This is a genomic window from Methylobacterium sp. WL1, assembly GCF_008000895.1.
Taxonomy (GTDB): Bacteria; Pseudomonadota; Alphaproteobacteria; order Rhizobiales; family Beijerinckiaceae; genus Methylobacterium.
The window spans coordinates 4,593,531-4,614,657 of record NZ_CP042823.1; the positions used below are offsets into that span (position 1 = coordinate 4,593,531).

Annotated in this window: 26 protein-coding genes, 1 tRNA gene and 3 pseudogenes; 13 read left to right on the forward strand and 17 right to left on the reverse strand. The window is 64.1% G+C overall.

Annotated elements, in window-relative coordinates:
- Nucleotides 1–6 precede the first annotated feature (6 nt).
- Nucleotides 7–1,398, reverse strand: coding sequence for an HD-GYP domain-containing protein (locus FVA80_RS22350; protein WP_246692087.1), 1,392 nt, complete (start codon nt 1,396–1,398; stop codon nt 7–9).
- Between the two features lie 412 nt (nt 1,399–1,810).
- Between FVA80_RS22350 and FVA80_RS22355 the strand changes: the two are divergent.
- Both FVA80_RS22355 and FVA80_RS22360 read left to right on the forward strand, forming a co-directional pair.
- Nucleotides 1,811–2,116: pseudogene (locus FVA80_RS22355) on the forward strand (hypothetical protein); the annotation flags it as partial.
- A gap of 234 nt (nt 2,117–2,350) precedes the next feature.
- A complete protein-coding gene (locus tag FVA80_RS22360) occupies nt 2,351–2,656 on the forward strand; it encodes a hypothetical protein (protein ID WP_147907355.1) in 306 nt (101 codons plus the stop codon).
- A 35-nt stretch (nt 2,657–2,691) separates the two neighbouring features.
- Here FVA80_RS22360 and FVA80_RS22365 read toward each other — a convergent pair whose 3' ends face one another.
- Complete coding sequence (locus FVA80_RS22365; RefSeq protein ID WP_246692448.1) at nt 2,692–3,762, reverse strand: hypothetical protein; 1,071 nt, start codon at nt 3,760–3,762, stop codon at nt 2,692–2,694.
- Nucleotides 3,763–4,035: 273 nt separating this feature from the next.
- Between FVA80_RS22365 and FVA80_RS22370 the strand changes: the two genes are divergently transcribed.
- Entirely contained in the window at nt 4,036–4,206 is a 171-nt protein-coding gene (locus FVA80_RS22370; RefSeq protein WP_147907356.1) for a DUF3606 domain-containing protein, read from the forward strand.
- A gap of 234 nt (nt 4,207–4,440) precedes the next feature.
- Here FVA80_RS22370 and FVA80_RS22380 read toward each other — a convergent pair whose 3' ends face one another.
- A complete protein-coding gene (locus FVA80_RS22380; protein WP_147907358.1) occupies nt 4,441–4,914 on the reverse strand; it encodes a tellurite resistance TerB family protein in 474 nt (157 codons plus the stop codon).
- Nucleotides 4,915–4,993: 79 nt separating this feature from the next.
- On the reverse strand, nt 4,994–5,158 hold the full coding sequence (locus FVA80_RS30705; protein ID WP_187193474.1) for a hypothetical protein: 165 nt from the start codon (nt 5,156–5,158) through the stop codon (nt 4,994–4,996).
- Between the two features lie 335 nt (nt 5,159–5,493).
- On the opposite strand from FVA80_RS30705, the gene FVA80_RS22390 reads away from it, so the two are divergent.
- Nucleotides 5,494–5,676, forward strand: coding sequence for a hypothetical protein (locus FVA80_RS22390; protein WP_147907360.1), 183 nt, complete (start codon nt 5,494–5,496; stop codon nt 5,674–5,676).
- Between the two features lie 109 nt (nt 5,677–5,785).
- On the opposite strand, the gene FVA80_RS22395 is transcribed toward FVA80_RS22390, so the two are convergent.
- Nucleotides 5,786–6,061, reverse strand: a complete 276-nt coding sequence (locus tag FVA80_RS22395; protein ID WP_147907361.1) for a hypothetical protein — start codon at nt 6,059–6,061, stop codon at nt 5,786–5,788.
- 995 nt (nt 6,062–7,056) lie between these two features.
- On the opposite strand from FVA80_RS22395, the gene FVA80_RS22405 reads away from it, so the two are divergent.
- Nucleotides 7,057–7,536, forward strand: a complete 480-nt coding sequence (locus FVA80_RS22405) for a DUF892 family protein (RefSeq protein ID WP_147907363.1) — start codon at nt 7,057–7,059, stop codon at nt 7,534–7,536.
- 16 nt (nt 7,537–7,552) lie between these two features.
- Here the strand turns inward: FVA80_RS22405 and FVA80_RS22410 are convergent, their stop codons facing one another.
- Both FVA80_RS22410 and FVA80_RS22415 read right to left on the reverse strand, forming a co-directional pair.
- Nucleotides 7,553–7,960: a CBS domain-containing protein gene (locus FVA80_RS22410; protein ID WP_147907364.1), complete on the reverse strand. Its 408-nt coding sequence runs from the start codon at nt 7,958–7,960 to the stop codon at nt 7,553–7,555.
- Nucleotides 7,961–8,101: 141 nt separating this feature from the next.
- Nucleotides 8,102–8,922: pseudogene (locus FVA80_RS22415) on the reverse strand (helix-turn-helix domain-containing protein).
- Nucleotides 8,923–9,179: 257 nt separating this feature from the next.
- Here FVA80_RS22415 and FVA80_RS22420 point away from each other — a divergent pair.
- The 5 genes from FVA80_RS22420 (at nt 9,180) to FVA80_RS30710 (ending at nt 12,528) form a co-directional block, all read left to right on the forward strand.
- Complete coding sequence (locus tag FVA80_RS22420; protein ID WP_246692088.1) at nt 9,180–9,494, forward strand: hypothetical protein; 315 nt, start codon at nt 9,180–9,182, stop codon at nt 9,492–9,494.
- Nucleotides 9,495–9,532: 38 nt separating this feature from the next.
- Nucleotides 9,533–9,859, forward strand: a complete 327-nt coding sequence (locus FVA80_RS22425; RefSeq protein WP_147907365.1) for an integration host factor subunit beta — start codon at nt 9,533–9,535, stop codon at nt 9,857–9,859.
- A gap of 115 nt (nt 9,860–9,974) precedes the next feature.
- The gene (locus FVA80_RS22430; RefSeq protein ID WP_147907366.1) at nt 9,975–11,135 is read left to right on the forward strand and encodes a YihY/virulence factor BrkB family protein; all 1,161 of its coding nucleotides are present in this window, start codon (nt 9,975–9,977) and stop codon (nt 11,133–11,135) included.
- 629 nt (nt 11,136–11,764) lie between these two features.
- Nucleotides 11,765–12,070 (forward strand): hypothetical protein, encoded by a 306-nt coding sequence (locus FVA80_RS31535; protein ID WP_246692449.1) that lies wholly within the window; start codon nt 11,765–11,767, stop codon nt 12,068–12,070.
- A 284-nt stretch (nt 12,071–12,354) separates the two neighbouring features.
- On the forward strand, nt 12,355–12,528 hold the full coding sequence (locus FVA80_RS30710; protein ID WP_187193475.1) for a hypothetical protein: 174 nt from the start codon (nt 12,355–12,357) through the stop codon (nt 12,526–12,528).
- Nucleotides 12,529–13,832: 1,304 nt separating this feature from the next.
- On the opposite strand, the gene FVA80_RS22440 is transcribed toward FVA80_RS30710, so the two are convergent.
- The 5 genes and pseudogenes from FVA80_RS22440 to FVA80_RS22465 form a co-directional block, all read right to left on the reverse strand.
- Entirely contained in the window at nt 13,833–14,141 is a 309-nt protein-coding gene (locus FVA80_RS22440) for a hypothetical protein (RefSeq protein WP_147907367.1), read from the reverse strand.
- 166 nt (nt 14,142–14,307) lie between these two features.
- Nucleotides 14,308–15,813, reverse strand: a complete 1,506-nt coding sequence (locus FVA80_RS22445) for an IS66 family transposase (RefSeq protein ID WP_147907428.1) — start codon at nt 15,811–15,813, stop codon at nt 14,308–14,310.
- Between the two features lie 102 nt (nt 15,814–15,915).
- Nucleotides 15,916–16,263, reverse strand: a complete 348-nt coding sequence (gene tnpB / locus FVA80_RS22450) for an IS66 family insertion sequence element accessory protein TnpB (RefSeq protein ID WP_147764499.1) — start codon at nt 16,261–16,263, stop codon at nt 15,916–15,918.
- Nucleotides 16,260–16,673, reverse strand: coding sequence for a transposase (locus tag FVA80_RS22455; protein WP_147907368.1), 414 nt, complete (start codon nt 16,671–16,673; stop codon nt 16,260–16,262). The genes tnpB and FVA80_RS22455 overlap by 4 nt, the downstream gene beginning before the upstream one ends.
- Before the next feature lie 292 nt (nt 16,674–16,965).
- Nucleotides 16,966–17,226: pseudogene (locus FVA80_RS22465) on the reverse strand (transposase); the annotation flags it as partial.
- Nucleotides 17,227–17,290: 64 nt separating this feature from the next.
- Here FVA80_RS22465 and FVA80_RS32030 point away from each other — a divergent pair.
- On the forward strand, nt 17,291–17,425 hold the full coding sequence (locus FVA80_RS32030; RefSeq protein ID WP_281408670.1) for a hypothetical protein: 135 nt from the start codon (nt 17,291–17,293) through the stop codon (nt 17,423–17,425).
- Between the two features lie 52 nt (nt 17,426–17,477).
- On the opposite strand, the gene FVA80_RS22470 is transcribed toward FVA80_RS32030, so the two are convergent.
- From FVA80_RS22470 to FVA80_RS22475, 3 genes are all read right to left on the reverse strand, one after another.
- Nucleotides 17,478–17,666: a hypothetical protein gene (locus tag FVA80_RS22470; RefSeq protein ID WP_147907369.1), complete on the reverse strand. Its 189-nt coding sequence runs from the start codon at nt 17,664–17,666 to the stop codon at nt 17,478–17,480.
- Between the two features lie 442 nt (nt 17,667–18,108).
- Entirely contained in the window at nt 18,109–18,270 is a 162-nt protein-coding gene (locus FVA80_RS30715) for a hypothetical protein (RefSeq protein ID WP_187193476.1), read from the reverse strand.
- Nucleotides 18,267–18,485: a hypothetical protein gene (locus tag FVA80_RS22475; protein WP_147907370.1), complete on the reverse strand. Its 219-nt coding sequence runs from the start codon at nt 18,483–18,485 to the stop codon at nt 18,267–18,269. Before FVA80_RS22475 ends, FVA80_RS30715 begins: the two co-directional genes overlap by 4 nt.
- 122 nt (nt 18,486–18,607) lie before the next feature.
- Between FVA80_RS22475 and FVA80_RS22480 the strand changes: the two genes are divergently transcribed.
- On the forward strand, nt 18,608–18,868 hold the full coding sequence (locus FVA80_RS22480) for a hypothetical protein (protein ID WP_147907371.1): 261 nt from the start codon (nt 18,608–18,610) through the stop codon (nt 18,866–18,868).
- Nucleotides 18,869–18,883: 15 nt separating this feature from the next.
- On the opposite strand, the gene FVA80_RS22485 is transcribed toward FVA80_RS22480, so the two are convergent.
- A tRNA-Cys gene (locus tag FVA80_RS22485) sits at nt 18,884–18,959 on the reverse strand.
- A 580-nt stretch (nt 18,960–19,539) separates the two neighbouring features.
- Between FVA80_RS22485 and FVA80_RS30720 the strand changes: the two genes are divergently transcribed.
- Nucleotides 19,540–19,680, forward strand: a complete 141-nt coding sequence (locus tag FVA80_RS30720; protein ID WP_210249466.1) for a hypothetical protein — start codon at nt 19,540–19,542, stop codon at nt 19,678–19,680.
- Between the two features lie 380 nt (nt 19,681–20,060).
- Here FVA80_RS30720 and FVA80_RS22495 read toward each other — a convergent pair.
- A protein-coding gene (locus tag FVA80_RS22495) for an IS630 family transposase (RefSeq protein WP_147907373.1) occupies nt 20,061–21,022 on the reverse strand; the annotation gives its coding sequence in 2 pieces (ribosomal slippage) (nt 20,061–20,674 and nt 20,674–21,022; 963 coding nt in all).
- Nucleotides 21,023–21,127: the final 105 nt, after the last annotated feature.

The window sequence follows — 21,127 nt, forward strand, 5'->3', positions numbered from 1 at the left end:
CGTCGTTCACGCCGCTCTCGCCAAATCACCCTCAATCGCGGCCAGCGCACGCTCCAACGCGGAGAAGCAGACAGGGTCGAACGCGGTCCCGAGGTCGGCGCGCATAATGCTGAGCGCCTTTTCCAACGGCATGGCCGAGCGGTAGGGTCTGTCTGCGGTGAGCGCGTCGAACACGTCGGCCACCGAGACGATGCGCGTCTCCAGAGGGATCGCCTCTGCTTTCAATCCGCGGGGGTAGCCTTTGCCATCGAGCCGTTCGTGATGGCTGCCGCCGATCCGGGCCATCTCATTGAAGGCCCCGACCCGCGCCAGGATCGTCTCGGACAGGAGAGCGTGCGCACGCATGTCCCGCCACTCCGCCTCGTCGAGCTTGCCGGGTTTGTCGAGGATCGTGTTGGATACGCCGAGTTTGCCGATGTCATGCAACAAGGCCGCCCGCCGGAGCCAGCGCCGTCGAGCAGGATCGAACCCAAGCTCAGCTGCGACCATGTCGGCGTACACAGCCACCCGCTCCGAATGGCCGGAAGTGAACGGGCTTTTGGCGTCGATCACCTGGGCGAAAGCCCGGGCGATGTCGTCTAAGTAATCCTCGTCGACGACGATGAAGCTCTGCGCCGGCTCCAAAGCCGAGACCGCCTGCATAACACTCTCGTGCGACCGAAGGATCTGCCAAAAGCCGGGCTCGGCAGCGATACGCTCAAAGCAGGTGACGGCCTGCGGATCGAACCACGTGCCTGCGCGAGACCGCACCTCAGCCAGCGCTGCGTCCGGTCCCGACGCGGTATGAAACACGTCGGCCACCTGTGCCAGCAGCGCGATACGGGCGTACAGCGGGATCGCTGTACCGGCGAGTTGGTCGGGATGCCCCTTGCCGTTCCAATGCTCGTCCAGGGCGTGGATCGCGTCGCAAACCGCAGCGGGGAAGCGCATTCGAGCAGCGATCTCGGCGCCGCGCTGGCACCGGGTTTGGATCAGATCCTCGACCAAGGTACCGCTGTTGCGAGCGATGTTCAGGATCGCTTTAAACCGCTCCGCCAGCCCAACCTTGAGACCGGTGTGCGAGAATACGAAGCCCAGCACCTGTGGGAAGCTATCGCTGACGGTCTTGAAGTCGTGCTTCACCTTCAGATCGTCGGCGAGATAAAGCGCACAGATCCGAGCCGCATTGCTGGAGCAGCCGAGATCCTTGAGCATGATCGTATAGTACAGCTCCCACAACTGAAGCTGTGGCAGGCCCATGGCGCGGCCGACGTGCATACCGATGTAGGTCGCTCGAAGGCAATGCCCGGCTGGCTGCCCCTCGGTGAGGTCGAGCGCTTGGCTCAGCGCCGCGAGGATGTCAGCGAGCCGAACGTTGCCGCGCGCCTCGCTGTCTACAGCCATTGTGATGTTGGTCATGCTGGTTGCCCCCAGTCAGAACCCGACAGGGACTAAATCGTAGACGTTAAAATTCGCTATTTAGGCTCGAATTAGAGCGAAAATCTCTTCGTCCATTTTATCTCGACTAAAAGTTGCAATTTACGTCTGCCGAACTAAAACAGCGGCCGGCTCTTCGATTGAGCCGCTATGACACCCATGAAGGTGCAGCTTTGACAGAGTTCTGTGTTGCTTGCCAATCCCACGTCTGCGCCTCCTACAGGTCCAAGATCAGCGACTGCTTGGGTCCGTGGAAGGTCGCGATCCCACGGTCCAGCACGTCGCAGCTGAGAATGCCGTTAATTGGCTGAGCGCTTAGAGGCTGTTATGAACTGAATGGGTGTGGTTTGCGTTTTCGGGCATGAGCACAGGTCGTGCCGGCTATCCATCTGACGTAGTCTACCACCCTGGAGATGGGCGTTGGTGGGATGCGGAGGCCAACCGCTGGCGCGATGGATGGGGGCGCCGGATCCGGATCAGGTCTGGCGTCGATATCCTCGGCCGAGCCCGCCGGACTCATGTCGTCCTGGCAGCTGCGCACCGGGACCACGACATGGCCAACAACGCGGACGCCAACCTCGCGGCCTTCTGCCAGCGCTGCCACATGATCCACGACCGGCCGGAGCATCAGAGACGGCGGCGGCGCACGCTGTTCTGGCGGAAGGCGATGGGGGATCTATTCGGTGGGCCCTACGCTTGAACCCGCCACGAATGCTAGCCTTAATAATTCATTGATATTAACGCGCAGATTGCACACGCTTTACAAATTGAGCGCGAAGCACCGGGAACTTTTAGGCGACTATACTGATCTCGGTTAGGCGGGACCCAGCCTCGTGGTGCTAGGTCTGTTTGACGAAGATTACTCATCAAGGTTGTATCCGTGGCGATATGCAATCTAGGCCGCGCGTTTCTCATCGGCACGCCTATCGCGCTCATGGCAGGGTTATTCGCACTCGGACCGGCCCAAGCCGATCTTGCCAACGTCGTTCGCGTCGTGCTGCAGAAGGGTCGGCAATACGCCCCCACCGACCTGTTCCTGCGCCGAGGTGACACCATCGTCCTGGTCAACGGGGACGACGGCGCGATCCATCACGCCTTCATCGAGGCCGATCGGTTCGCGTTTGACGCCGGCGACCAGAAGCCGGGCAAGCAGGCCACGCTGACGCTGAAGGAGCCCGGCGACTTCGTGATCGAGTGCGGTATCCACCCGAAGATGAAGCTTACCCTCCACGTCCAGTAGGAAGGCCGCCACCGAGCTCCGTCTATCAGGCGGCCTCAGATCACCGGTAGGCCGGTGAGGCCTTCGTACAGGGCTTCGTGGCCGACGTAGTACAGCGCCAGGAAGGTCGCGAGCGCACCGCCGTAGTAGGCCGGCGCCCACGTGATGTCGCGGACCCGCACCGCGGTGCGCACGTCGTCGGCGGCGATGCCGAGCAGCACGACGATGATCCCGGAATGCCCGATCGCGTCGACCTTGCCGAACTCGAACACCGCCGAGACGAAGATCGCAGCCAGGATGATCGCCGCGGCGCGCCGCACCAGCGGGGTCCAGAGCAGCGCGAAGGCCAGGGTGAACTCGATGACGCCGGCGGCCTGCATGAACAGTTCCGGGGTCGCACCCATGGTCATCTGCGGCTTGGCGGCGAGCAGTGGATCGGTCCACTGCGGGTAGGCCCACTTCTCGACCGAGGCCCACATCAGCGTGATGGCGGCAGTCCAGCGCACGATGTCGAGCGGGCGCAGGCCGAAGGGCTTCAGGTTGAGGCCTTGGCAGACGAGGTAGACCGCCACACCGAGGAACACCGGATAGTCGGCGAGGTGGAAGACGCCGTACTGCGCCGTGGCGAAGCTGAACAGGAAGACGATGCCCAGGCCGGTGAGCGGCATGGTCCGGCGCCAGATCAGGCCGGCGACCAGCGCGAGCTGGAACCACGGGATCCAGGCAACGTCGGTCTTGAGTTCGGGGGTGAGGATGATGCCACCGAGTTCCCAGAGCGAGACGAAGAAGAAGCCCAGCGTGGCGCGGACCAGCAGCTCGGTGTCGGTCCGGACCCGGGAGGTCACGCGATCCAACGCGTTGAGCAGGGCGCCGCCCAGCGGCGTGCCCTCGGCCAGGCACCCGAACATCAGGCACAGGATGGCCAGACCAGCGAGCCACTCGAAGTCAGCGCGCAGCACCTGCTCGAGGCCGCGCGGCTGCCCGGCGACGTCGTAGGCGCAGAACCATTTCACGTGAGCGCTGGCGGAGCTCGTACCGGCGAGGAAGGCCAAGGGTGAGACTGCGAGGCTTCCCAGCGCGCGCGTACCCAGGCGACGCGTGAGCCTGAGCGCCGAGACCCGAACCATGATGACCTCGAAAGACGTGGCGGGCACCGACCCGCCTACGTATTTCCTCACAAAGCAGGGCTTTACACCAACGAATTATTAACCTGAGTTATGCAATGGTTAATAGGGCAGATCAGTGCGGTTTTAGCGTTCGAAGGCTTCCAGGTCGGCGGTGTGACAGGGATCGTTCCGGCAGATTGCGGTATATCACCAAGATGCAGCGGTCACCGAGGAGGCTGCTATCGGGTTGGCCGTGGAAATCCTGGCCACGCCGGGAAAACGCTGGATTAGACCATGCCGACAGAGCTTCATGCCAAGGCTCGCATCGACGTGTTCGATCGGGCCGTTCGCGAAGGTTGGGCGCTGCGCTTCGGCCTCAATGAGGAGCGTCTGCGGAAAGCCGTTTGCATGGTCGGCTCGCGCGTTATCAGCGTCGCCGGCTATCTCGGCCACCCAGTCCGCTGATCGAAAGGCGCAGAGCCTTGAGCCGGGAACTCTACACCAGCTCGAACGGGGATCGCTGGCTGTTGCTACGCGATCCCACCGACGGGCGAAGCTTCGTCCGCCACGAGGCCAACCCGAACTCTGGTGGACACGTCACGGACACCGCGCTGGCTGCCTTCCTTGCTGCCGACCGCGGCGGACCTGAACACCAAGCGTTGTGGATATGGATTGGAGCGCTGGTCGAGGGCGGAGAGCCTACACAGCCGACGGGGTTGGCGTAGACCTAGTCATCGCGGTCTGCATCAGTTCGGCCTTGTCGACGATAAGGGCTGCGGCGATCTCAGTCAGCGCCTTGTCCTCGATCTCGCTGACACCCTCATGGTCGGCGACATCAGCAGCGACCAAGAACGCGTCCTGCCGCTGCTCGATCGGACGACCGGCGATCGCAGCGACCCGACGAAGGTTCTCCACTCGGCCAGCGCGGGTCCGTGCCCGGGCGATCGCCTCGTACAGCGCCTCCTCCAGCATCAAGAGGTCGTAGCCTTTCTCGATGATCGGATTAGCGCGCAAACCGACGAGCGCGGTCTCGAATTCGTCACCCGCGACCTCGCCGTCGGCCACGATAACGTTGGCGGCAGCTGAGACCCCCGCCTGCATCAGCGCTTCGTCGCCGGCATAGGCCGTGACAGTCCGGCCGAAGCGGGCGAGCAGATCCTTGAGGGCGTTCATTGTGGTCCGAGGGGTTGAAGGAGGTGAGCCGCCACAAGCACGCGTCGGCGGATGCCATCGAAGAGATGTAGAGCCGACGTCACCGCGGATCGACGCTCACGTTGCGAGCCATGACCCAGCTGTGCTCGCAGGGGCCGGTGTAACTCTGTTCGACCGGTATGAGGATCGTCGTCTGGTATCCGAGCGGCGCGGAGCCGTAGACGACGCCCAACCACAGGCCGAGCTTCTCGCAGACCACGACCATGTCGCCGTCGTGCAGGCGGCCGATCTCACGGAACAGGGCCTCTCCGAACAGGCATCATCGCCGATCGACCCGTGCATTCTGGCAAGGGTATTGCCTGCCCCTCGAGATGGCTGTGTTCCACCTCGAATGCTCCATCCACCGGCGTTGCGCCAGTGGTCTTTCGGTTGCGGCCGAGCAGATCGTGATGCGCACGGATGCCGAGGCGATCGCCTATGCCGATGCCCGGTTCGCAGGCCTGATTGCCAATCGTGCAGGATCTGCGACGTTGAGGGATGATGCCGGGCGGGTCATCTGGTCCGCACGACGTCCCGGTGTCACTGAGGGACGGCATAGCGATGACCGAAACCGATAAGCCTCATGGCATCAGCGTCGTACCGCCGACGGTGCCGATCCGAAACATCAACGTGCCTGACCCGACGACGGGGAGCGAGCCTGAGAGCAAAGACGTGGTGGTAGTGCAAGACGCCGAGAGCAAACCTGACGATCCAGACAAGGCAGCCAAGGATGGCTTGGCCTAGCTAGTTTAAGGCGCGGGTCGAGGACGGGACAGCCGCGGAGGTCGCCAGTCGCCCGGTTCGATGGGAAGGAGCCCCGCAGTTTTGGCTGCTGCGGGGCTGAACCATGAAATCACATGCGGGAGCGGCGCATGTGATGACGCCGGTGACGGGTCATGTGTCGCCGCCCCATCATGCCGGTCTGGCCACCCATCTGCTTCTGAGACGGGCTCTTCACGCTGCCTGGGTTGTTCATGTTGCCTTCGGCGCTACCTCCGCCGGCGGGGGTTTGAGCGAGTGCTGCTCCTGCCATTGCAACAGAAAGCGCGGCGGCGAGAGCGAGTGTCTTCATCGACATGGCGTTTTGCTCCAGACGGATCGGTTCGATCGGTCCTGGGCTGAACGTCATCGTGATCGATATCGTTCAAGCTTCTGTGGAGGCCAGCCGCAGTTGGCATCATCCTGCTTGCTGCCAGCACTCCGTTTGGCTAGCGAGTCTACCCCAGACAAAGAAAAAGCCACTCCCGAAGGAGCGGCCCGAAGTCTAGGGAGGAAACGCCCTTCTCAGGGCAGCAGGATCGCGACGCCATCGCGATCCTGCAACGCACACTTAAACTGGTGCGACGCAACAAACAATGCTCGATCTCCGATCAGCGCACATAGCTGTCGCGTCTCACCGTGCTGGCGGCATGGCAACGAACTTAGAGACGCCGACCGTTAACCAGATCGTCACTCGCTCGCCGCATGTCGGCGGTAGGCACTCTCGCTCCCGCAATGGCCGTGAGCAAAGCATGACGCGAGCTGATCTCGACAAGCGCGCCGAGCTGACCGTGTGGCCTGGCCAGGGCCCAGCGCACGTCGCACAAGGTCACGAGTTCCCGACGCTACGGCAGGCTCTTGCGGCAGCGACTGAAGTCATAGACGCAGACGATGCGCAGCCCTGGATCATCACCGAGGACGGCGACATCCTCTCACCCCATTGGATCAGGGCCAACGCCGGATCAAGCCGCATACAATAACGGGCCGTGAGCCGGCGCTTGCGGTGTCCAGTTCCCCCGCTGCACCGACCCTCACGCGACTACCCGGCCGAGGCTTCACGGGCGGCCTACGGGGAACTGGCCCGGAGAGCGCCTGTCGTCACGTGCTTGCCCGCCGCACGCTTTGCGGTGTCGCGAACGCCTCGGGCGCACTGGCGGGAAGAAACTGAGCGTTAGCAGGCGCAGGAGGAACTGTCGTCGTTCATTTCGTCTGCGCGTGTCACGTTCGATCGTGTGGATGTGCGCCTACAGGGGTGGGCGGCTCTGCCGCAGGTCGCAGGTCGCGAGTACCAAAAACTTGGCCGCTCAGCTCGCGGTTGCTCTGCTGAGCCCGGACAGTCCGGGATTACGATGTAGGAAAACCACTATGGATAACGGTGCTCTGAAGACACTCGTGGCACAGGGCCTAACCGCGATGAAGGCCGGGAGTGAGGTCGCTGCAAAAGCGACTGCCGAAATCCGCGAGGACGCGCGTCACCCCGAACTGAAGGCGGCGCTGGAGACCGGCAACAAGGTGTCGCAGGGCTGGGCGCAACGCATTGAGCAGGCTCTCCGGGAAACCGGTAGCCCCAGCGGCGAGGCGAAGAACCCGGTCTTGGAGGGCCTGTACGAGGTCAGCCGGATGATCCGGCAACAGGCGCCCGACGACACCTCGCGCGACTTGGGCATCATCGCCAATGGCCAGCTCGCGCTGCACTACTGGATCGCCGCTTTTGGCACGATCCGCACCTATGCGGCGCAGATCGGGATGAACGAAACAGCACAGGCGATGCAGGCTTCTCTCGACGAGGCCAAGGAAGGCGATACAGCCCACACGGCCATCGCCCAACGCATTATGGGGGTATAATCCGACGGACTGCGCGTCACTCCGAGATGTAGCCGAGGGCGCCGCCGGCCGAGCCGCTGCTATACCGGGTCGAGAGATCTCCCAGCGAAACGATACCAACGAGTCGTTCTTCCCGATCGAGCACCGGTAGCCGGCGAACCCGTTCCTGGGCCATCTCGTTGGCGACCACGGCGCAATCGTCATCGACGAAACAGCACTTCACCTGTTCAGACATGACCGCACTTACCGGCGTGTCTGGACCTTTGCCCAGCGCGACCGCACGCACCGCGATGTCTCGGTCGGTCAACATGCCGACCAGCTTGTTGCCCTCGACAACGGGCAAAGCACCAGCATCAAGTTCGGCCATCAAATTTGCGGCCTCGCGGATCGTCTGTTCTGGCCGGACGACTCGCACCTGTGCCGTCATGGCCTCGCCAACCACCATCCTACCAACCTTTCACCTTGAGCACAGAAGCGTCACCGCAACGTGCTGACGCCAGTTTCGACCCAATCTTACCTAGTCAGCCAAAATCTAGCCGTCCTTGGTACGGCGTCTCCGTTCGTCATACCGTCCGGTCGCAGACCCTCACCGCATGGCTCGGCCCGCTCCACCACCCGCGCGAATTCTCAATCGGCCTGATCGGTCGAGGTCGCCAGCCGCTTGTCGGCAGCCCTTTTCCCGTTCCGCTGGTTTCGTTTTCTCCAGATCTGGAACCTCAGTAGGCGTGCTAGTCACGCTTTTGACCCCTCCCCCTTGGAAGGTGGGGCCGTGATGACCCTTCCCTTGGGTAGGGGTAGGCCAGGCGGTATTCCCCTTCCGGGTCAGCCTCAGCCAGGCGGTCCATTCGGGCGAGACGATGCGCAGCACGTTCGTGTCGTTGCGGAAGCCGGTGATCTGGCGCTCCTCGACGGTCAGCAGGCCAAGCCGGGCCGCCTCGCGGATCGCGTTCTTTACGGTCGAGCGGCACACGCCTGCGACGGCGGCCATGTTCTCGATCGACAACCGGCAGTCCTTCCGGCGGGCGACCTCGGCAGCCACCAGGGCGAGGACCGACTGCTCGGCCAGTGTGAACTTGGCGGCGAGACCGGGCGGCAGGCGGCCAGAGGCGGCCCAGCGGCGGCGGCGGTCCATCGAAGCATCCGGTGCCGTGGCCGCGAGCCAGCGCCGGGTCTCCTGGGGCTGCTCTGACGATCCTGAGGGGTATGCCGGTTGGTAAGGGCCTTAGTCAGCGGCCGACGAGCTGCAGGCGCGTCCATGCGTACCTCGATCAGCTCAGACAGCGCCTCAGCCTCGGCTTCCGTGATCTTTCCGTCGCTGTAGGCGCGCCAGAGCGCAGCCGTGACGGCGGGCAACGCGGCGCGCGGGGCCGCCTCCACCTGCCGGCGGATCTCATCGGCATAATTCATCGAACCCGGTCCCTCACGGGCCGCGGCTAGGGTCCAGGCAAAGCCTTCCCGTTGACGGAAACAGGTTCCGTCTTGACACCCGGGGGGTCTCATGGCTTGTGAGGGGAAGCGACTCGGCCCTCACAGGCCCTCGGAATTTTCAGCAGCCTCTTCCTTGCCGGGAAGGGGCTGTTGGCTTTTCAGGGTCTATCTCGCGGCGACGGTCTCCTGAATTGCCGGCTCTCGACTCGCCAAAGCGGACCCGGCCGGAACGTCCCATGTCGACCGGCAGGCACAGTTTAAGTCAACGTCAGGGAATGATCAGCGCGTCTATGGCCGAACCTGCGACCGTCGCCGACCTGCGCAAGGCTGGCATCATCAACAGTCAGGAGGTCGTTGCAGCGATCGACGCCTACATGCGGAACTCAGCGTCTGGACCCTACCGGTTCGCTAGCGGCCATAGCCTCGACATCGCGGCTATCGTAGACGCGTCACCTGCCTTCCAGATGGTAGAGCGAACCGAGACGCTTGAGAACGCGTTCCGGGTGGTATTAGCCGCCGCCGTCATGGCAGCGCGGCCGACCGCACCGTAAGCCATTTCGGTCGAGTGAATGAGACAGCGTCGAGGGTTATGATCCGATCCGAGCTCGTCACCCGCATCGCGGAACAGAACCCGCACCTCTACGCGAAGGACATCGAGGCCGTGGTCGACGCCATCCTCGACCGCATCGCGACGGCGTTGGCCGATGGCGACCGCGTCGAGCTGCGGGATTTCGGTGCCTTCTCGCTTCGCCGCCACGAGCTCCGAACCGGCCGCAATCCGCGCACCGGTGCATCTGTCGTCGTACCGGAGAGGACGAGCGTCCACTTCAAGCCAGGCAAGGCCATGCGTGAAAGGCTGAAACTCAAGCCGGCAAATCGGGAGCACATGACGGATGGCATGGTTCGGGCGTCTTGAGTGCCTCAATCACCCTCCATCCTCAGCAAAACGCTACGTTCGTTGCAACACGGTTTGACGCCTCGTCGTTGTGGCGGCGATCTTGAGCGTTCGTGCGTGAGGCTGAAGTCCGACTATGTCCCCTACCCCCTCGAATTCGGATCCGTCCGGTAAACCTGACGGACAAGCCTCAGCGGTCTGGACGCTGGCACTCGCCACCGCCCTCATCGGCCTTGTGGCGCTTCCGCGCCGCTCTACGACACGTGCGACATCAGGTAACCAAGGAGAGAACAACGCCCGTCAAGCGTCGCCCTCCCATGTTGGCCGCGATGCTGAAGAGGTGGCACACACGCAGGCCGATCGCGGCCGCCAGGCATCAAGACCAACTGAGATCCCGGCCAAGGGTTGGAAGGACATCGCGCTACGCACCTACCGGGACGTCGGCGAGAACCGGATCATGCTGGTGTCGGCCGGCGTCACTTTCTTCGCGCTGTTGGCGATCTTCCCCGCGGTTGCCGCCCTGGTATCCGTCTACGGCCTCGTGGCCGACGCTTCGAGCATTAACGACCAGCTTGCCAGCCTGCAGGGCATCCTACCCCAAGGCGCTCTCGACATTGTGGGTGAACAAATCAAATCGTTGGATGAGAAGGGCAACGCCACGCTGGGATTCAGTCTGATCGTCGGCATCGTTCTGTCGGTGTGGAGTGCCAACGGCGGCATGAAGCACATCTTCGACGCACTGAACCTCGTCTACAACGAGCGCGAGAAGCGCAATTTCTTCGTACTCAATCTCGTCTCGCTGGCCTTCACGGCGGGCGCCCTGACGTTCCTAGTCCTGGCACTCGGTGCAGTCGTGGTGTTGCCGGTGGTGTTCGAGTTCATTGGCGTCGGCAAGGACGCATGGTGGCTCGCTCTCCTGCGATGGCCGGTACTCCTGTTGGCTGTGCTCGGCGGTTTGGCGGTACTCTACCGCTACGGTCCGAGCCGGGACGCGCCGCGCTGGCGTTGGGTCACCGGGGGCAGCACCGTTGCGGCGATACTCTGGCTCGGCGGCTCGTTGTTGTTCTCCTGGTATGTGTCGAATTTCGGCAGCTACAACAAAACCTACGGCTCACTCGGGGCGGCGATCGGGTTCATGACTTGGATCTGGATTTCGACGACGATCGTGCTGTTGGGCGCCCAGGTGAACGCCGAGACGGAACATCAGACGGCTGAGGACACGACTGTTGGCGAACCGCAGCCCCTAGGGACGCGGGGAGCGAAGATGGCCGATAGCGTCGGGGCTGCTGCGGAGTAGCGAAGCTTCGCTCAGAGTTCAGGATCGAGCCTACGTTCCTGTTCCAGGTGCTGTGCAGGGCGTTCGGCATACAGCGGGCGCCCCTCCGCTTGGTTCGCATGAATACGCTCCCGCAGCAGCACAGCCCGGCGCGCGATCGCTTCCGCGTCACAAGTTCGGCACGGCCCACCGCGACCGGCAGCATGGCAGTTGTTGGGGTTCTGACAGGACCGGCGAGGCATGGCAGCGACCATAGGAACCTCTATCGATCACCGCCATGGTCAAACCATTGCCATTTGACGGCCTAGCATATCGAACTTGAGGACCTATCAGCCCGGCATCGCCAAACGCGCACTTCAGCAGCTATGTCGAGAACACCTTGGTTTCGGTCCTGACGTTCGGCGGCGCGGTCGTGCTCGATACTCTGTTCGGCCGAGGCTCCAGCGTCAAGCGGGGCGCCTGAGCCGAGCTCCTGCGAACTTAATTTAACATCGTCGTTAGCTTCATCCGCATCAAATTATCTTCTTTGCAGAAACCCTACGGTTTCATGGCTAAGATTTAATGCAGCGTCTGTTCCTCTGCCAAGTTGTATGGACAGCCGCCGCGAGCATCTTCGCGACTGAATACAGAGGAAACCGGCCATGAAGATAATGAATACAATTTTCGCTGCCGCGGCGCTCGCCACTCTGCCGCTGGCCTCCGCCAATGCGATGCCGATTGCGGCTGATCCGGGCATCACTGCTCCCATTACCCTCGTGGCAGGTGGTTGCGGCCCAGGCTCTTGGCGTGGCCCGTGGGGGCACTGCCGGAATACGCCGTACTCTGGCCCCCTCCCGGGTGGCTGGTACCAAGTTCGCGCAGGGAATGGGTGCCCTCGGAGCTATTGGCGCGGGCCATGGGGGCATTGCCGCAACACGCCATTCCACGGTCGTCTACCCGACGGTAGCTTCCAGTAGGTGCGGCCCTGCTACAATCTCAAAGGTTGCTCGAGGATCTGCCCCACACATTGCGACCATGCCGCCGGTCGGCTTGCAAATCGCACTCCGGCAGCATGGTCCCGAATGCTAAGATCCCCGCGCAGGATCCTGATCGCCGGGCTCTAGCTAGCACGTAGAGCAAGTCAGACCCTTCGGAAGCGCCTCGGCGTGCCGAGGCCGAAAACGGGACCGCGTTCGCGATTTTCGACGGTTTTCGCTTCCTTCTGACCGGGTCGGTCATCGGCCCGTCGGAGGATCGGGCCATGCCGTTCAGCAAGACCAAGGAAGGGGTCATCACGTACCAGCAAGGGCAGAAGTGGAGCGCAGTCGGCCCTTGGCTGGTGAATGTCATCTCGGGTGCCGGCATCGGCCTGCCCGGCGCACGTATGGGCGCCCTACTGGCCGACGCGTTCAACTCGAAGACCGCCGCCTGCTGACGCACGAATGGCCGGATGGCCGAGACGCTTGGGACCAGCCCATCCAGCGTGATCGAGGGTCTGCGGCAGCTGGAGCGGAACGGGCACATCGTCCTCATCATGGAGCCGCGCAACGGCAAACTGATGCGGCACATCTATCCGAAGGCGAACGCCGGGAGGGCCAAGCGCGAGGTACGCGATCCGCACGGCGGCGTCCCAAAGGGCACGCAGCTGAAGCCGTGCGCGGTTGGCGAAGACGTCGGTGAGAGGATGCTGGCGGGCCATGAGACCAAATCAACCGCTGTCTCGAAACCCGTGCTGCAGATTGAGGACGAAAGAGTACCGCTCAGGCTACGCCGAGGCGCGCTCCCGACCCCGAACTCGCAGATCGTCCAGCTCCCCTCCGGGGGCTTCCCGGTCCTGAGAGCGAGTTGGAGGCGCAACAGCGTCGCTTGGGACCGAACAGCGATACTTCGACCCCCAGGGGGACCGAACCAGCTCTCGATCAGGGGACCGAACTGCGCCTGGTCCGGGGGACCGAACCGGCAAGGGGGAGGGGGACCGAACGGTACCCGGGTGAGGGGACCGTTCGCCAGCCCCCCATAATCCTGGAAAAATCCACACATCGATCCTCCACCCCTATCCAGGCCCCGCAGGCGAGGAAGGTCGAGCGGCTCCCAGGTGCAACCAGGATCGAACCCGTGGAGGTGGACGGATGCACCGTGTCTGGCTGCCTGCACCGGGCCTCCTACATCTGTCAGGGCACGGGACTAAAGTTCTGCGTTCGGCACCGCGCCACGTCCAACCGGGCCGTGCCGATCCAGTGCACGACGCCCTGATCCATCCAGCTGAGGTGAAGCGCTTGGCCCACCGGGATCGGACAGGTATCAGCCCTGCATGACCAAGCGCGCACAACAGCTCCCGCAGGACTGGGCCTGCTCGCGACTTTAGCGAGCAGCAGGAGGCTGAGATCGCCGACAAGGCTGGTTGACCGCCGCGGGTGATCCGAAGCCTGGCGCGAACGGCTAAGGCGGAGCCGAAGCCAGCCCGGAAGTAGCATGCCATCGCACCCACCTACGCGACGGCCGTCCGCTCGCTACGTCAAAGAGCTATTCGCATCGGGGGGCACACGTGGCGACTCGTTCACCTGATGAGGATGGGCAGCACGACCATTCCCGCCGGTCTCAATCCAAGACGTTCGAAGAGCGGCTAAGATCACGCTCAATTCCTCCCGAGTGCCCTTCATCGTGAAACTGCGGGAGTCCGGTGCCAAGGCCATGAGACGTTCAATTTCGTCAGCCATTGCCCTTGCTGCGCCGGACTGATCAGTCGTCATTCTTGACCTCCTGGCAACTGCCTAGCCGTACCCGCACCTGCGCGACATGCGGCGGCTCGGGGCAGCCCAGCAAGACGCTGATCGCTTGATGGGCGGCCAGCCAGCACCCGACGATCAGCACCAGATCGGCCCCACCGGCATCGAGACCGTGGCGGTCCACTCTCTGATGAGCGGCGTGCAGGCGTCGGTTCAGCCACCGCACCCATGCCAGTAAAACTAGGAAACGTGCCATCTTCGACCAAGGCAGGCGCTCAACGGCAGCAGCGGTCGGCGATGGGTTTGGGATGATCATCGGCATCAGCGCACCCGTGCGAGGTCTAGTAGGGCTACACCGGCTGCCGCGATAATGTTTCCGCGCCCACGCCACGGCAGAACACTCGCCTTCACCGGCATCTCGACCACTACCTGCGGCGGCACTGTCGTACGCCTACGGTGAAGGCCGCAGTTGTGCTTCCGACGGGGCATCAGGCTGCGATCTGCCGGGGCTGAGGCTGGGTCCAGTTCCAGGGCAGAAGGTCGTCAAGACGCCGGACGGGATGGTCGGGCAGACGCCTGAGCACATCGGCGAGCCAGGCCTGCGGATCGATGCGATTGAGCTTGGCGGTCTCGATCAGGGTGTAAAGGGCAGCCGTGCGATGGCCACCCGCATCCGAGCCGGCGAAGGTCCAGTTGCGGCGGCCCACCGCGATGGGACGGATTGAGCGTTCTGCGGCGTTGTTCGAGAGGCAGATGCGCCCGTCGTCGAGGAACCGGGTGAAGGCGATCCAGCGCTTGAGCAGGTAATCGATCGCTACTGCCGTGGGCGCTTTGGCCGAGAGCCTGGCGCGGTTCTCCCGCAGCCACGTCTCCAGGTCGGCGACGAGAGCAGCCGAGCGGGCGCGGCGGTGCGCGCAGCGTTCATCGGGGGCAAAACCATTGGCGGCGCGCTCGATGGCGAAGATCGCATCGATCCGCGTTACCGCCTCGATGGCGATCGGAGCTTGTCTCAGATCGGCCAGCTCGAAGAACTTGCGTCGGGCATGGGCCCAGCAGGCCGCCTCGCGGATCGGACCCGGCTTGCGGCCGGGTTCGTACAGCCGGCCGAACCCCGAGAAGGCATCCGCCTGCACGATGCCGTGGAAGTCCCCGAGCCAGGTCTCGGCATGGGCGCCGGAGCGGTCGGGAGAGTAGAAGTAGGCCGCCGCCGGCGGCTCGGGTCCACCGAAGGGGCGGTCGTCGCGCACCACCGTCCAGAGCCGGCCCGTGCGGGTCTTACCCTTGGCCAGGACCGGCACCGGCGTATCGTCGAGATGGAGGCGCTCGGCTCCCCGGACATGGGCCTCGATCCGGGCGACCAGGGGCGACAGGGCGGTGGTGACGGCCCCGACCCAGCCGGCCAACGTCGAGACGTCGATCGGCACGCCTTCATGGGCGAAGCGCTGGCTCTGACGATGCAGCGGCAGATGCAGGCCGAACTTGGCCATCATCACCTCGGCCAGGAGGTTCGGCCCGGCCCGACCCCGCGGGATCGGATGGAACGGAGCCGGGGTCTGCGTGATGGTCTCGCAGTCGGCGCAGGAGAAGCGCTCGCGCACGTGCTGGATCACGACCCAGCGCGCCGGGATCCGCTCCAGGGTCTCGGTGAAGTCCTCGCCGAGGTGGCGTAGGCGTGCCCCGCCGCAGCAGGCGCAGGTCGTCGGGCCGGGATGGACGATGCGCTCGCGCGGCAGATGCTCGGGCAGGGGCCTACGAGCGGGCTTGCGCCGGGAGGAAGTGGTGGCGGCATGCGCCTCGGGCTCGGCGGCCGCCTGCGCGTCCGTCTCGGCCAGCGTCTCCTCCAGATCCTCCAGGGCGAGTTCGAGCTGGTCGATCCGGGCGCTGCGTTCCGAGGAGGCCCCGAAGCGCTCCCGTCGCAACCGGGCGACCTCCAACTTCAGCCGTTCGACCGCGATCTCGGACACGAGCCGCGCTGCCCGCTCGGCCAGGATCATGGCGTGGGCGGCGGCGAGATCGGTGGGAAGCGGCGGGGGCTCGGACGCGTTCGGCACGCCCGAGAGAAGAGCATATTGCTCAGCTTTTGTAACGCGTTATCCTCATCCGACCGCACTCGGACGCCAGCTCTCCTGCGGCATCCGCCAGTCGATGCCCGAGAGCAGGTAGCCGAGCTGCGCCGTCGAGATCGTCACGGCTCCGTCCGCCACCGACGGCCACAGGAAACGGCCCCGGTCGAGCCGCTTGGTGTAGAGGCACGCGCCCTGGCCATCGTGCCAGATCACCTTGATCAGGTCGCCGCGCCGGCCGCGGAACACGAACAGGTGCCCGGAGTGGGGATCGCGCCTCAGCGTCTCCTGGACGATCATCCCCAAGCTGGAAAAGCCCTTGCGCATGTCGGTGTGGCCGGTCGCCAACCAGACCCGCACGTTGGCCGGCAGCGGGATCATCGGCCCTCCAGGGCATCGAGCACCCGACGTAGCGCCGCGGCATCGACGTCCCGGTCGACCGTGAGACGCCGACCGCCGCCGAGATCGATCTCGATGACGCCGCTCTTGCGACGAAGCCGGCGCGGCGGCGCTGGAGCACGCGGATCATCCGACTGCGCAGCGGGAACAGGAAGTGACGGCTCTGGGGCGATCGCGACGGGCACGAGGACCGGGGCCTGCGCGTCCCCGCCCAAACGGCCCTCCCGCGCCTGACGCCGCCAAGTGAACAGCAGGCCTTGGGCGATCCCGTGCCGGCGCGCCACCGAACACACCGACACGCCTGTCTCAAACGAGGCTTCGACGATCCGCGCCTTGTCATCGAACGACCAGCGCCGCCGCCGTTCGGCATTCTCCAGGAGCTCGACCCGCATCACCCCGACCCGCCGACCTTAACGCCAGCATTAAGGTCAGGCTTCAGCGCAGAGCGCGATGCCCTCGACCGCGGCCCTCACCGGAGGCGTACGCACTGTCTCGGGCGCCTCCTCCTCTCGATCCTGATCGCTCCCACGCAGCCATGTGACCTGACTGCCGGTGTGGTTCTCGGGTGCCGCCAGGGACGGCTCAGCGTCGGCGCCATCCTCAAGATCCGTATCGCCATCCATGCGGTCGAGCACTGCGATGATGCGATCCGCGGCGTCGAGGGCGACCTGTGCCGCCTCACTACTTTCGTTTGAGGACGTCCTGCAGCATGGAGCGGTCCAGCGTCAGGTCGGCGAACAGCCGCTTGAGCTTGCTGTTCTCGTCCTCCAGCTGCTTGAGCCGTCGGATCTCCGGCACGCCCATGCCGACGAACTGCTTCTTCCAGCGGTAGAACGTCGGCTCGGATACGCCCATCTTCCGGCAGACCTCGTCCACCGTCGCGCCGTTCTCCGCCTGCCGCAGGGCGAAGGCGATCTGTTCGTTCGTGAAGCGTTCGCGAGGCATGGCATCCACCCTCCTTCAGGGTTCAGGATGCCCGAAAAACTTGCGCTCAGCGCGGACCAGTTTGGTGGGTCAGGGTCACCTCGCCAAGCCAACCTGCACCTTCGACGTGACGTTCACGCCAACCGGCTCGGGCTTCGAGGATGGCGTGACCGTCATCAATACGCCCGAGATCGACATGAGCGTGCCGCGGCGCCGGTGATCCGCTCCGCCCCGCCCCGATCTGCTCACGGGGCGGGGCGGAAGTCGGCCCATCAAAAGCGGCGCATGTAATCTCCGAGTTCGAGGCGCATCCCCGCTTCGAAGCCGATGTGCCATGCCCGGACTTCAGCAATTCGCATGCCGGCTTCCTGATGCCCCTGGGCCACGATGATCCCGACCTGCTCGAGCCGGCGCACGACGCCCTCAATGCTGCCTGTCTCCGGGCTCAGCGTCTTGATCATCTCGCTCGCTGCAAGCCGCCCAGCTTTTTCACCTCGAGCGGTGGGAGCGAGTGGCTTGCTATGCGGCGGCATGGGTCTCGATTGCCTCACCTGTGTGAACCGATACGCAACTTGGCTCAGCGACAGGATGGCGGGCGGCGGTTACCGAGGCGTGCTGGTTTGCGAACCGAAGCGTCCCAAGCCGGGATTGGGCACGAAAAAGCCCGCGCCGGCGAACCAGGCGGGCTTTCAGATCCAACGGGTCGGGGGCGAGCCAGCTGGATATAGGACGGTTCTACCTGGACAGAGGTTAAAGAAAAGCATCGCACGGCTGGGCCGGCGGGACTGAGGCTGGTCTTGGTCTCATGAACGAACCGAGTTGTGCTACCGCAAGGCCTGTTCCGTTACGGTACCAATAACGTTATTTCCCGCCACCGCTGCTGGTAGAGCCGAGGCGTGAAGGCTAACCCTCGTTGCCAGCCGCTGCCGAGTCGGTTGCGATGCCGTCCAGCCCAACCGCGATGTAGGTGATGTCGCCCCGAGCTACATGGCCGTCGAAGGTCCGGCGGCTGATCCGCGGCAGCTTTGCCGCTTCGTCGGCGGTGGGCAGGTCGGACTCTGTCACACCAATCGTAGCTCCCCCGGCTTGAGCCGAATGCGCTTCACCAAGGCGCGCGACAGGCTTCCGACGATCTCCACCTTCGTTTTGGGCGGGGCGTTCAACGCCACGGCCTCCAACGCCTCATCCGATGTCACCGCCAGCACCGCGTAGACACGGACCGCCTCGCGCTTCTGCGACACGGCCACGAGGTAGGCATGGCGCTTCGGCAGGTGCGGCATAACGCTGAATTACGGGTGGAGGATCTCCACGTCATTGAGGAATGTGCCTGTATCACAGGTATTTGCATCATATTCCCCCGGGCTTGCCCGCAGCCTCGCTGGCTCGCGCAAAAGGAACAGCAGTGACCTATACCGTCCAGCAACTGGCCCCTGGCAGCTACGACGTGCTGCTCGACGGAGCGCTGGTCGCCAGCCTCGTCCGGAATGTCCATCGGGACGGACCGGCCGACACGTGGGTAATCGAGTTGCTCGACGAAGTCCCTGCGATCAAGCGGCCCGAGCCATTCACGAACCAGCGGCACATCTTCAAATCGCGTCCGGCCGCGCTGGAATGGCTTAGCATTTCAAAGTCAGCAGAGGGGGATGCGGAGGTGCAGCCATAAACGGTGGAAGGATGTTGGAGGCCGGGGTCCGGAGTCGAACCGGACGTACGAAGCTTTGCGGGCTCCTGGCTGGACACTCACCCACCTGGCCACCCCCTTTGCAACATGCCGCTCGCGCCGGTTCAAGGTCGAGCAATGAGGGAGCCTAAGATGGCCGCTAAGATCCTTAGCCGTTTCCTACCTACCATGCCCCCAGCCTGGAGTTCATCCCTGAGAACGGCGGCGGGGCCGGGGTGCGGGTTCGGGAGCGGAAGGGGTAGGCATTGGAGCGAACAGGCCGTACCACCGAGCATCTGAAGGCGAAGAGCTATCTGAAGTGAGTTTGAGCCGGGTCGCCATGTTCCTGTGTGTCGCGGTGGTAGCAGGCGCAACGACGGCGTTTCTAACGAACGATGACGTTACCAACGCTCCCCTGAAAGTGTTGGGCGCGGGGCTTATTGCAAGTGGTGTCATTGCGCTATTGCATAAGCCATGAGCGATCCTGAGCCCGATGCAATTTTCCGCGAGCGATTGATCCACTTGGTCGACGACGAGGTCCGTCCGTTCGTCAGAATAGCGACTGGATCGGAGCTTGATGTCATCGGCCACAAGTATGATCGGTTCAGAACAGGCGTGCCGCTGAATGGGCTCGACAAAGAACCAACCATAGCGTGCCGACCGGGAACCCCTACGTGCTCGCCATCATGGCCGCGTTGCTGATAGCCTGGATCGGGATCGGGTTTCTGGTGATCGCCTACGGCACACAGCTGGGTGTCGCCTCCTACGTCCTGGCCATCGCCGCCGCGAACCCAAGGGTATGGCGACTTCGCTGATCCAATCCACCACCTGGCGGAAGAAACGTTGAAGGTGGAGCGCGCTCAGCTACGCACTTGAGGCTGGCACACGATCTGCGTGGCCCGGCGCATGACGGGTCCGCTGAGCGATGCCTACCTAAATCGCCTCCGGTTGCTGAGCGAACGAGATCGCTTCTACAAACGGGGAAATTCGATACTTAGCAGTTTTGCTCGGGACGGACCGATCGTTCGCACAGAATGCCGTGATCGCTTCGGACGCGAAGAGTGGACGATCACCGACGAGGGCCGGAGAGCCGCTGCAGCTGGCGGGCGCAAACGCTCTGGCGTCGGTTCCCCTCGATCATCGCAGCGAGCGAAGCCGTAAGGATCTTGAGAAAGCGAACTAGAGCCGTTCCCGGTCAGGTAGCGACGGCCAAGTCGTTCTCGTAGCCGGCTGCGGCGAGGTAGTTGCGGCACTCCTGCGGGGTGAAGCGCGTGAAGGCTTGGCGGATCGCCGCCCAGAGATCCGGGATCGTGCGGGGTGCCGCGCTGCGCAACAGCGCCTTCAGTTTGGCGAAGGCCTGTTCAATCGGGTTGAAATCAGGGCTGTAGGACGGAAGGTAGAGCAGCCGCGCTCCTGCGGCCTCGATCGCCTCACGCACGCCGGCGACCTTGTGGACTGGCAGGTTGTCCATGACGACGATGTCGCCTGGGTGCAGCACCGGGATCAGGATCTCGGTGACGTAGCTTCGGAAGCGCCTGCCGTTCGTGGGACCGTCCAATAGCGCGGTGGCACACAGTCCGCTGGTGCGCAGGGCGGCGGTAACGGTGGTGGTTTTGTAGTGGCCCAACGGGGCCGTGAGCCGGCAGCGCTCGCCGCGCGGCGCCCAACCGTAGCGGCGCGCCATGTTGGTGGCGGCCGCCGTCTCATCCAGGAACACCAGCCGCTCCGGGTCGAGCTCGGGCTGTGCCTCGAACCACGCCTCGCGGGCAGCTCTCACGTCCGCACGCTCCTGCTCAGCTGCGTACGTCGCCCCTTTTTCCAGCTGATCCCGTGGCGGGCAAAGAAGCGCGACAGGCCGCTCGTGCTGGTCTGGATGCCCTGCTCAGCCAGCCTGTCGCGCAGCTCGCATAGGAAGAGGCGTGGCTCCTGCTCGGAGGTCGCCAGGATCAGCCCGGCATGCGCCTCTATTCGCTTCGAGGTGTGATCGCCGCCCATCGGCTTGGAGGCGAGTTGGCCCTCGTGGCGGAAGCGCTGCGACCAGCGGCTGGCGCTCGACACGCTGATCCCAAAGCGAGCCGCGGCTCGGTGGCACGAGGCATCCGCCGCCACGGCAGCTACGACACGCTCGCGCAAGTCGACGGACAGAGGTGAAGGCATTGGAATGCTCCTTCACCCGTCAACGCGCCACCCGCTAACCCGTCGCAATCAGCCCGGGACCCGCTCTAGATGCTGCGCTCATTGATCGTCACACTCACAATCGCA

Excerpts from the sequence above, each read along its gene's own strand:
- FVA80_RS22370 (WP_147907356.1), top strand. The coding sequence starts at position 4,036 with ATGCCGACAGAGCTTCATGCCAAGGCTCGCATCGACGTGTTCGATCGG.
- FVA80_RS22475 (WP_147907370.1), bottom strand. The coding sequence starts at position 18,485 with ATGCCGCACCTGCCGAAGCGCCATGCCTACCTCGTGGCCGTGTCGCAG.
- FVA80_RS22365 (WP_246692448.1), bottom strand. The coding sequence starts at position 3,762 with ATGGTTCGGGTCTCGGCGCTCAGGCTCACGCGTCGCCTGGGTACGCGC.
- FVA80_RS22445 (WP_147907428.1), bottom strand. The coding sequence starts at position 15,813 with ATGATCCTGGCCGAGCGGGCAGCGCGGCTCGTGTCCGAGATCGCGGTC.
- FVA80_RS22350 (WP_246692087.1), bottom strand. The coding sequence starts at position 1,398 with ATGACCAACATCACAATGGCTGTAGACAGCGAGGCGCGCGGCAACGTT.
- FVA80_RS22420 (WP_246692088.1), top strand. The coding sequence starts at position 9,180 with ATGTCGACCGGCAGGCACAGTTTAAGTCAACGTCAGGGAATGATCAGC.
- tnpB (WP_147764499.1), bottom strand. The coding sequence starts at position 16,263 with ATGATCCCGCTGCCGGCCAACGTGCGGGTCTGGTTGGCGACCGGCCAC.
- FVA80_RS30710 (WP_187193475.1), top strand. The coding sequence starts at position 12,355 with ATGCCGTTCAGCAAGACCAAGGAAGGGGTCATCACGTACCAGCAAGGG.
- FVA80_RS22405 (WP_147907363.1), top strand. The coding sequence starts at position 7,057 with ATGGATAACGGTGCTCTGAAGACACTCGTGGCACAGGGCCTAACCGCG.
- FVA80_RS22455 (WP_147907368.1), bottom strand. The coding sequence starts at position 16,673 with ATGCGGGTCGAGCTCCTGGAGAATGCCGAACGGCGGCGGCGCTGGTCG.
- FVA80_RS22395 (WP_147907361.1), bottom strand. The coding sequence starts at position 6,061 with ATGACGTTCAGCCCAGGACCGATCGAACCGATCCGTCTGGAGCAAAAC.
- FVA80_RS30705 (WP_187193474.1), bottom strand. The coding sequence starts at position 5,158 with ATGGTCGTGGTCTGCGAGAAGCTCGGCCTGTGGTTGGGCGTCGTCTAC.
- FVA80_RS22410 (WP_147907364.1), bottom strand. The coding sequence starts at position 7,960 with ATGGTGGTTGGCGAGGCCATGACGGCACAGGTGCGAGTCGTCCGGCCA.
- FVA80_RS22425 (WP_147907365.1), top strand. The coding sequence starts at position 9,533 with ATGATCCGATCCGAGCTCGTCACCCGCATCGCGGAACAGAACCCGCAC.
- FVA80_RS22390 (WP_147907360.1), top strand. The coding sequence starts at position 5,494 with ATGACCGAAACCGATAAGCCTCATGGCATCAGCGTCGTACCGCCGACG.
- FVA80_RS22380 (WP_147907358.1), bottom strand. The coding sequence starts at position 4,914 with ATGAACGCCCTCAAGGATCTGCTCGCCCGCTTCGGCCGGACTGTCACG.
- FVA80_RS22430 (WP_147907366.1), top strand. The coding sequence starts at position 9,975 with ATGTCCCCTACCCCCTCGAATTCGGATCCGTCCGGTAAACCTGACGGA.
- FVA80_RS31535 (WP_246692449.1), top strand. The coding sequence starts at position 11,765 with ATGAATACAATTTTCGCTGCCGCGGCGCTCGCCACTCTGCCGCTGGCC.
- FVA80_RS22470 (WP_147907369.1), bottom strand. The coding sequence starts at position 17,666 with ATGATCAAGACGCTGAGCCCGGAGACAGGCAGCATTGAGGGCGTCGTG.
- FVA80_RS22360 (WP_147907355.1), top strand. The coding sequence starts at position 2,351 with ATGGCAGGGTTATTCGCACTCGGACCGGCCCAAGCCGATCTTGCCAAC.
- FVA80_RS22440 (WP_147907367.1), bottom strand. The coding sequence starts at position 14,141 with ATGCCGATGATCATCCCAAACCCATCGCCGACCGCTGCTGCCGTTGAG.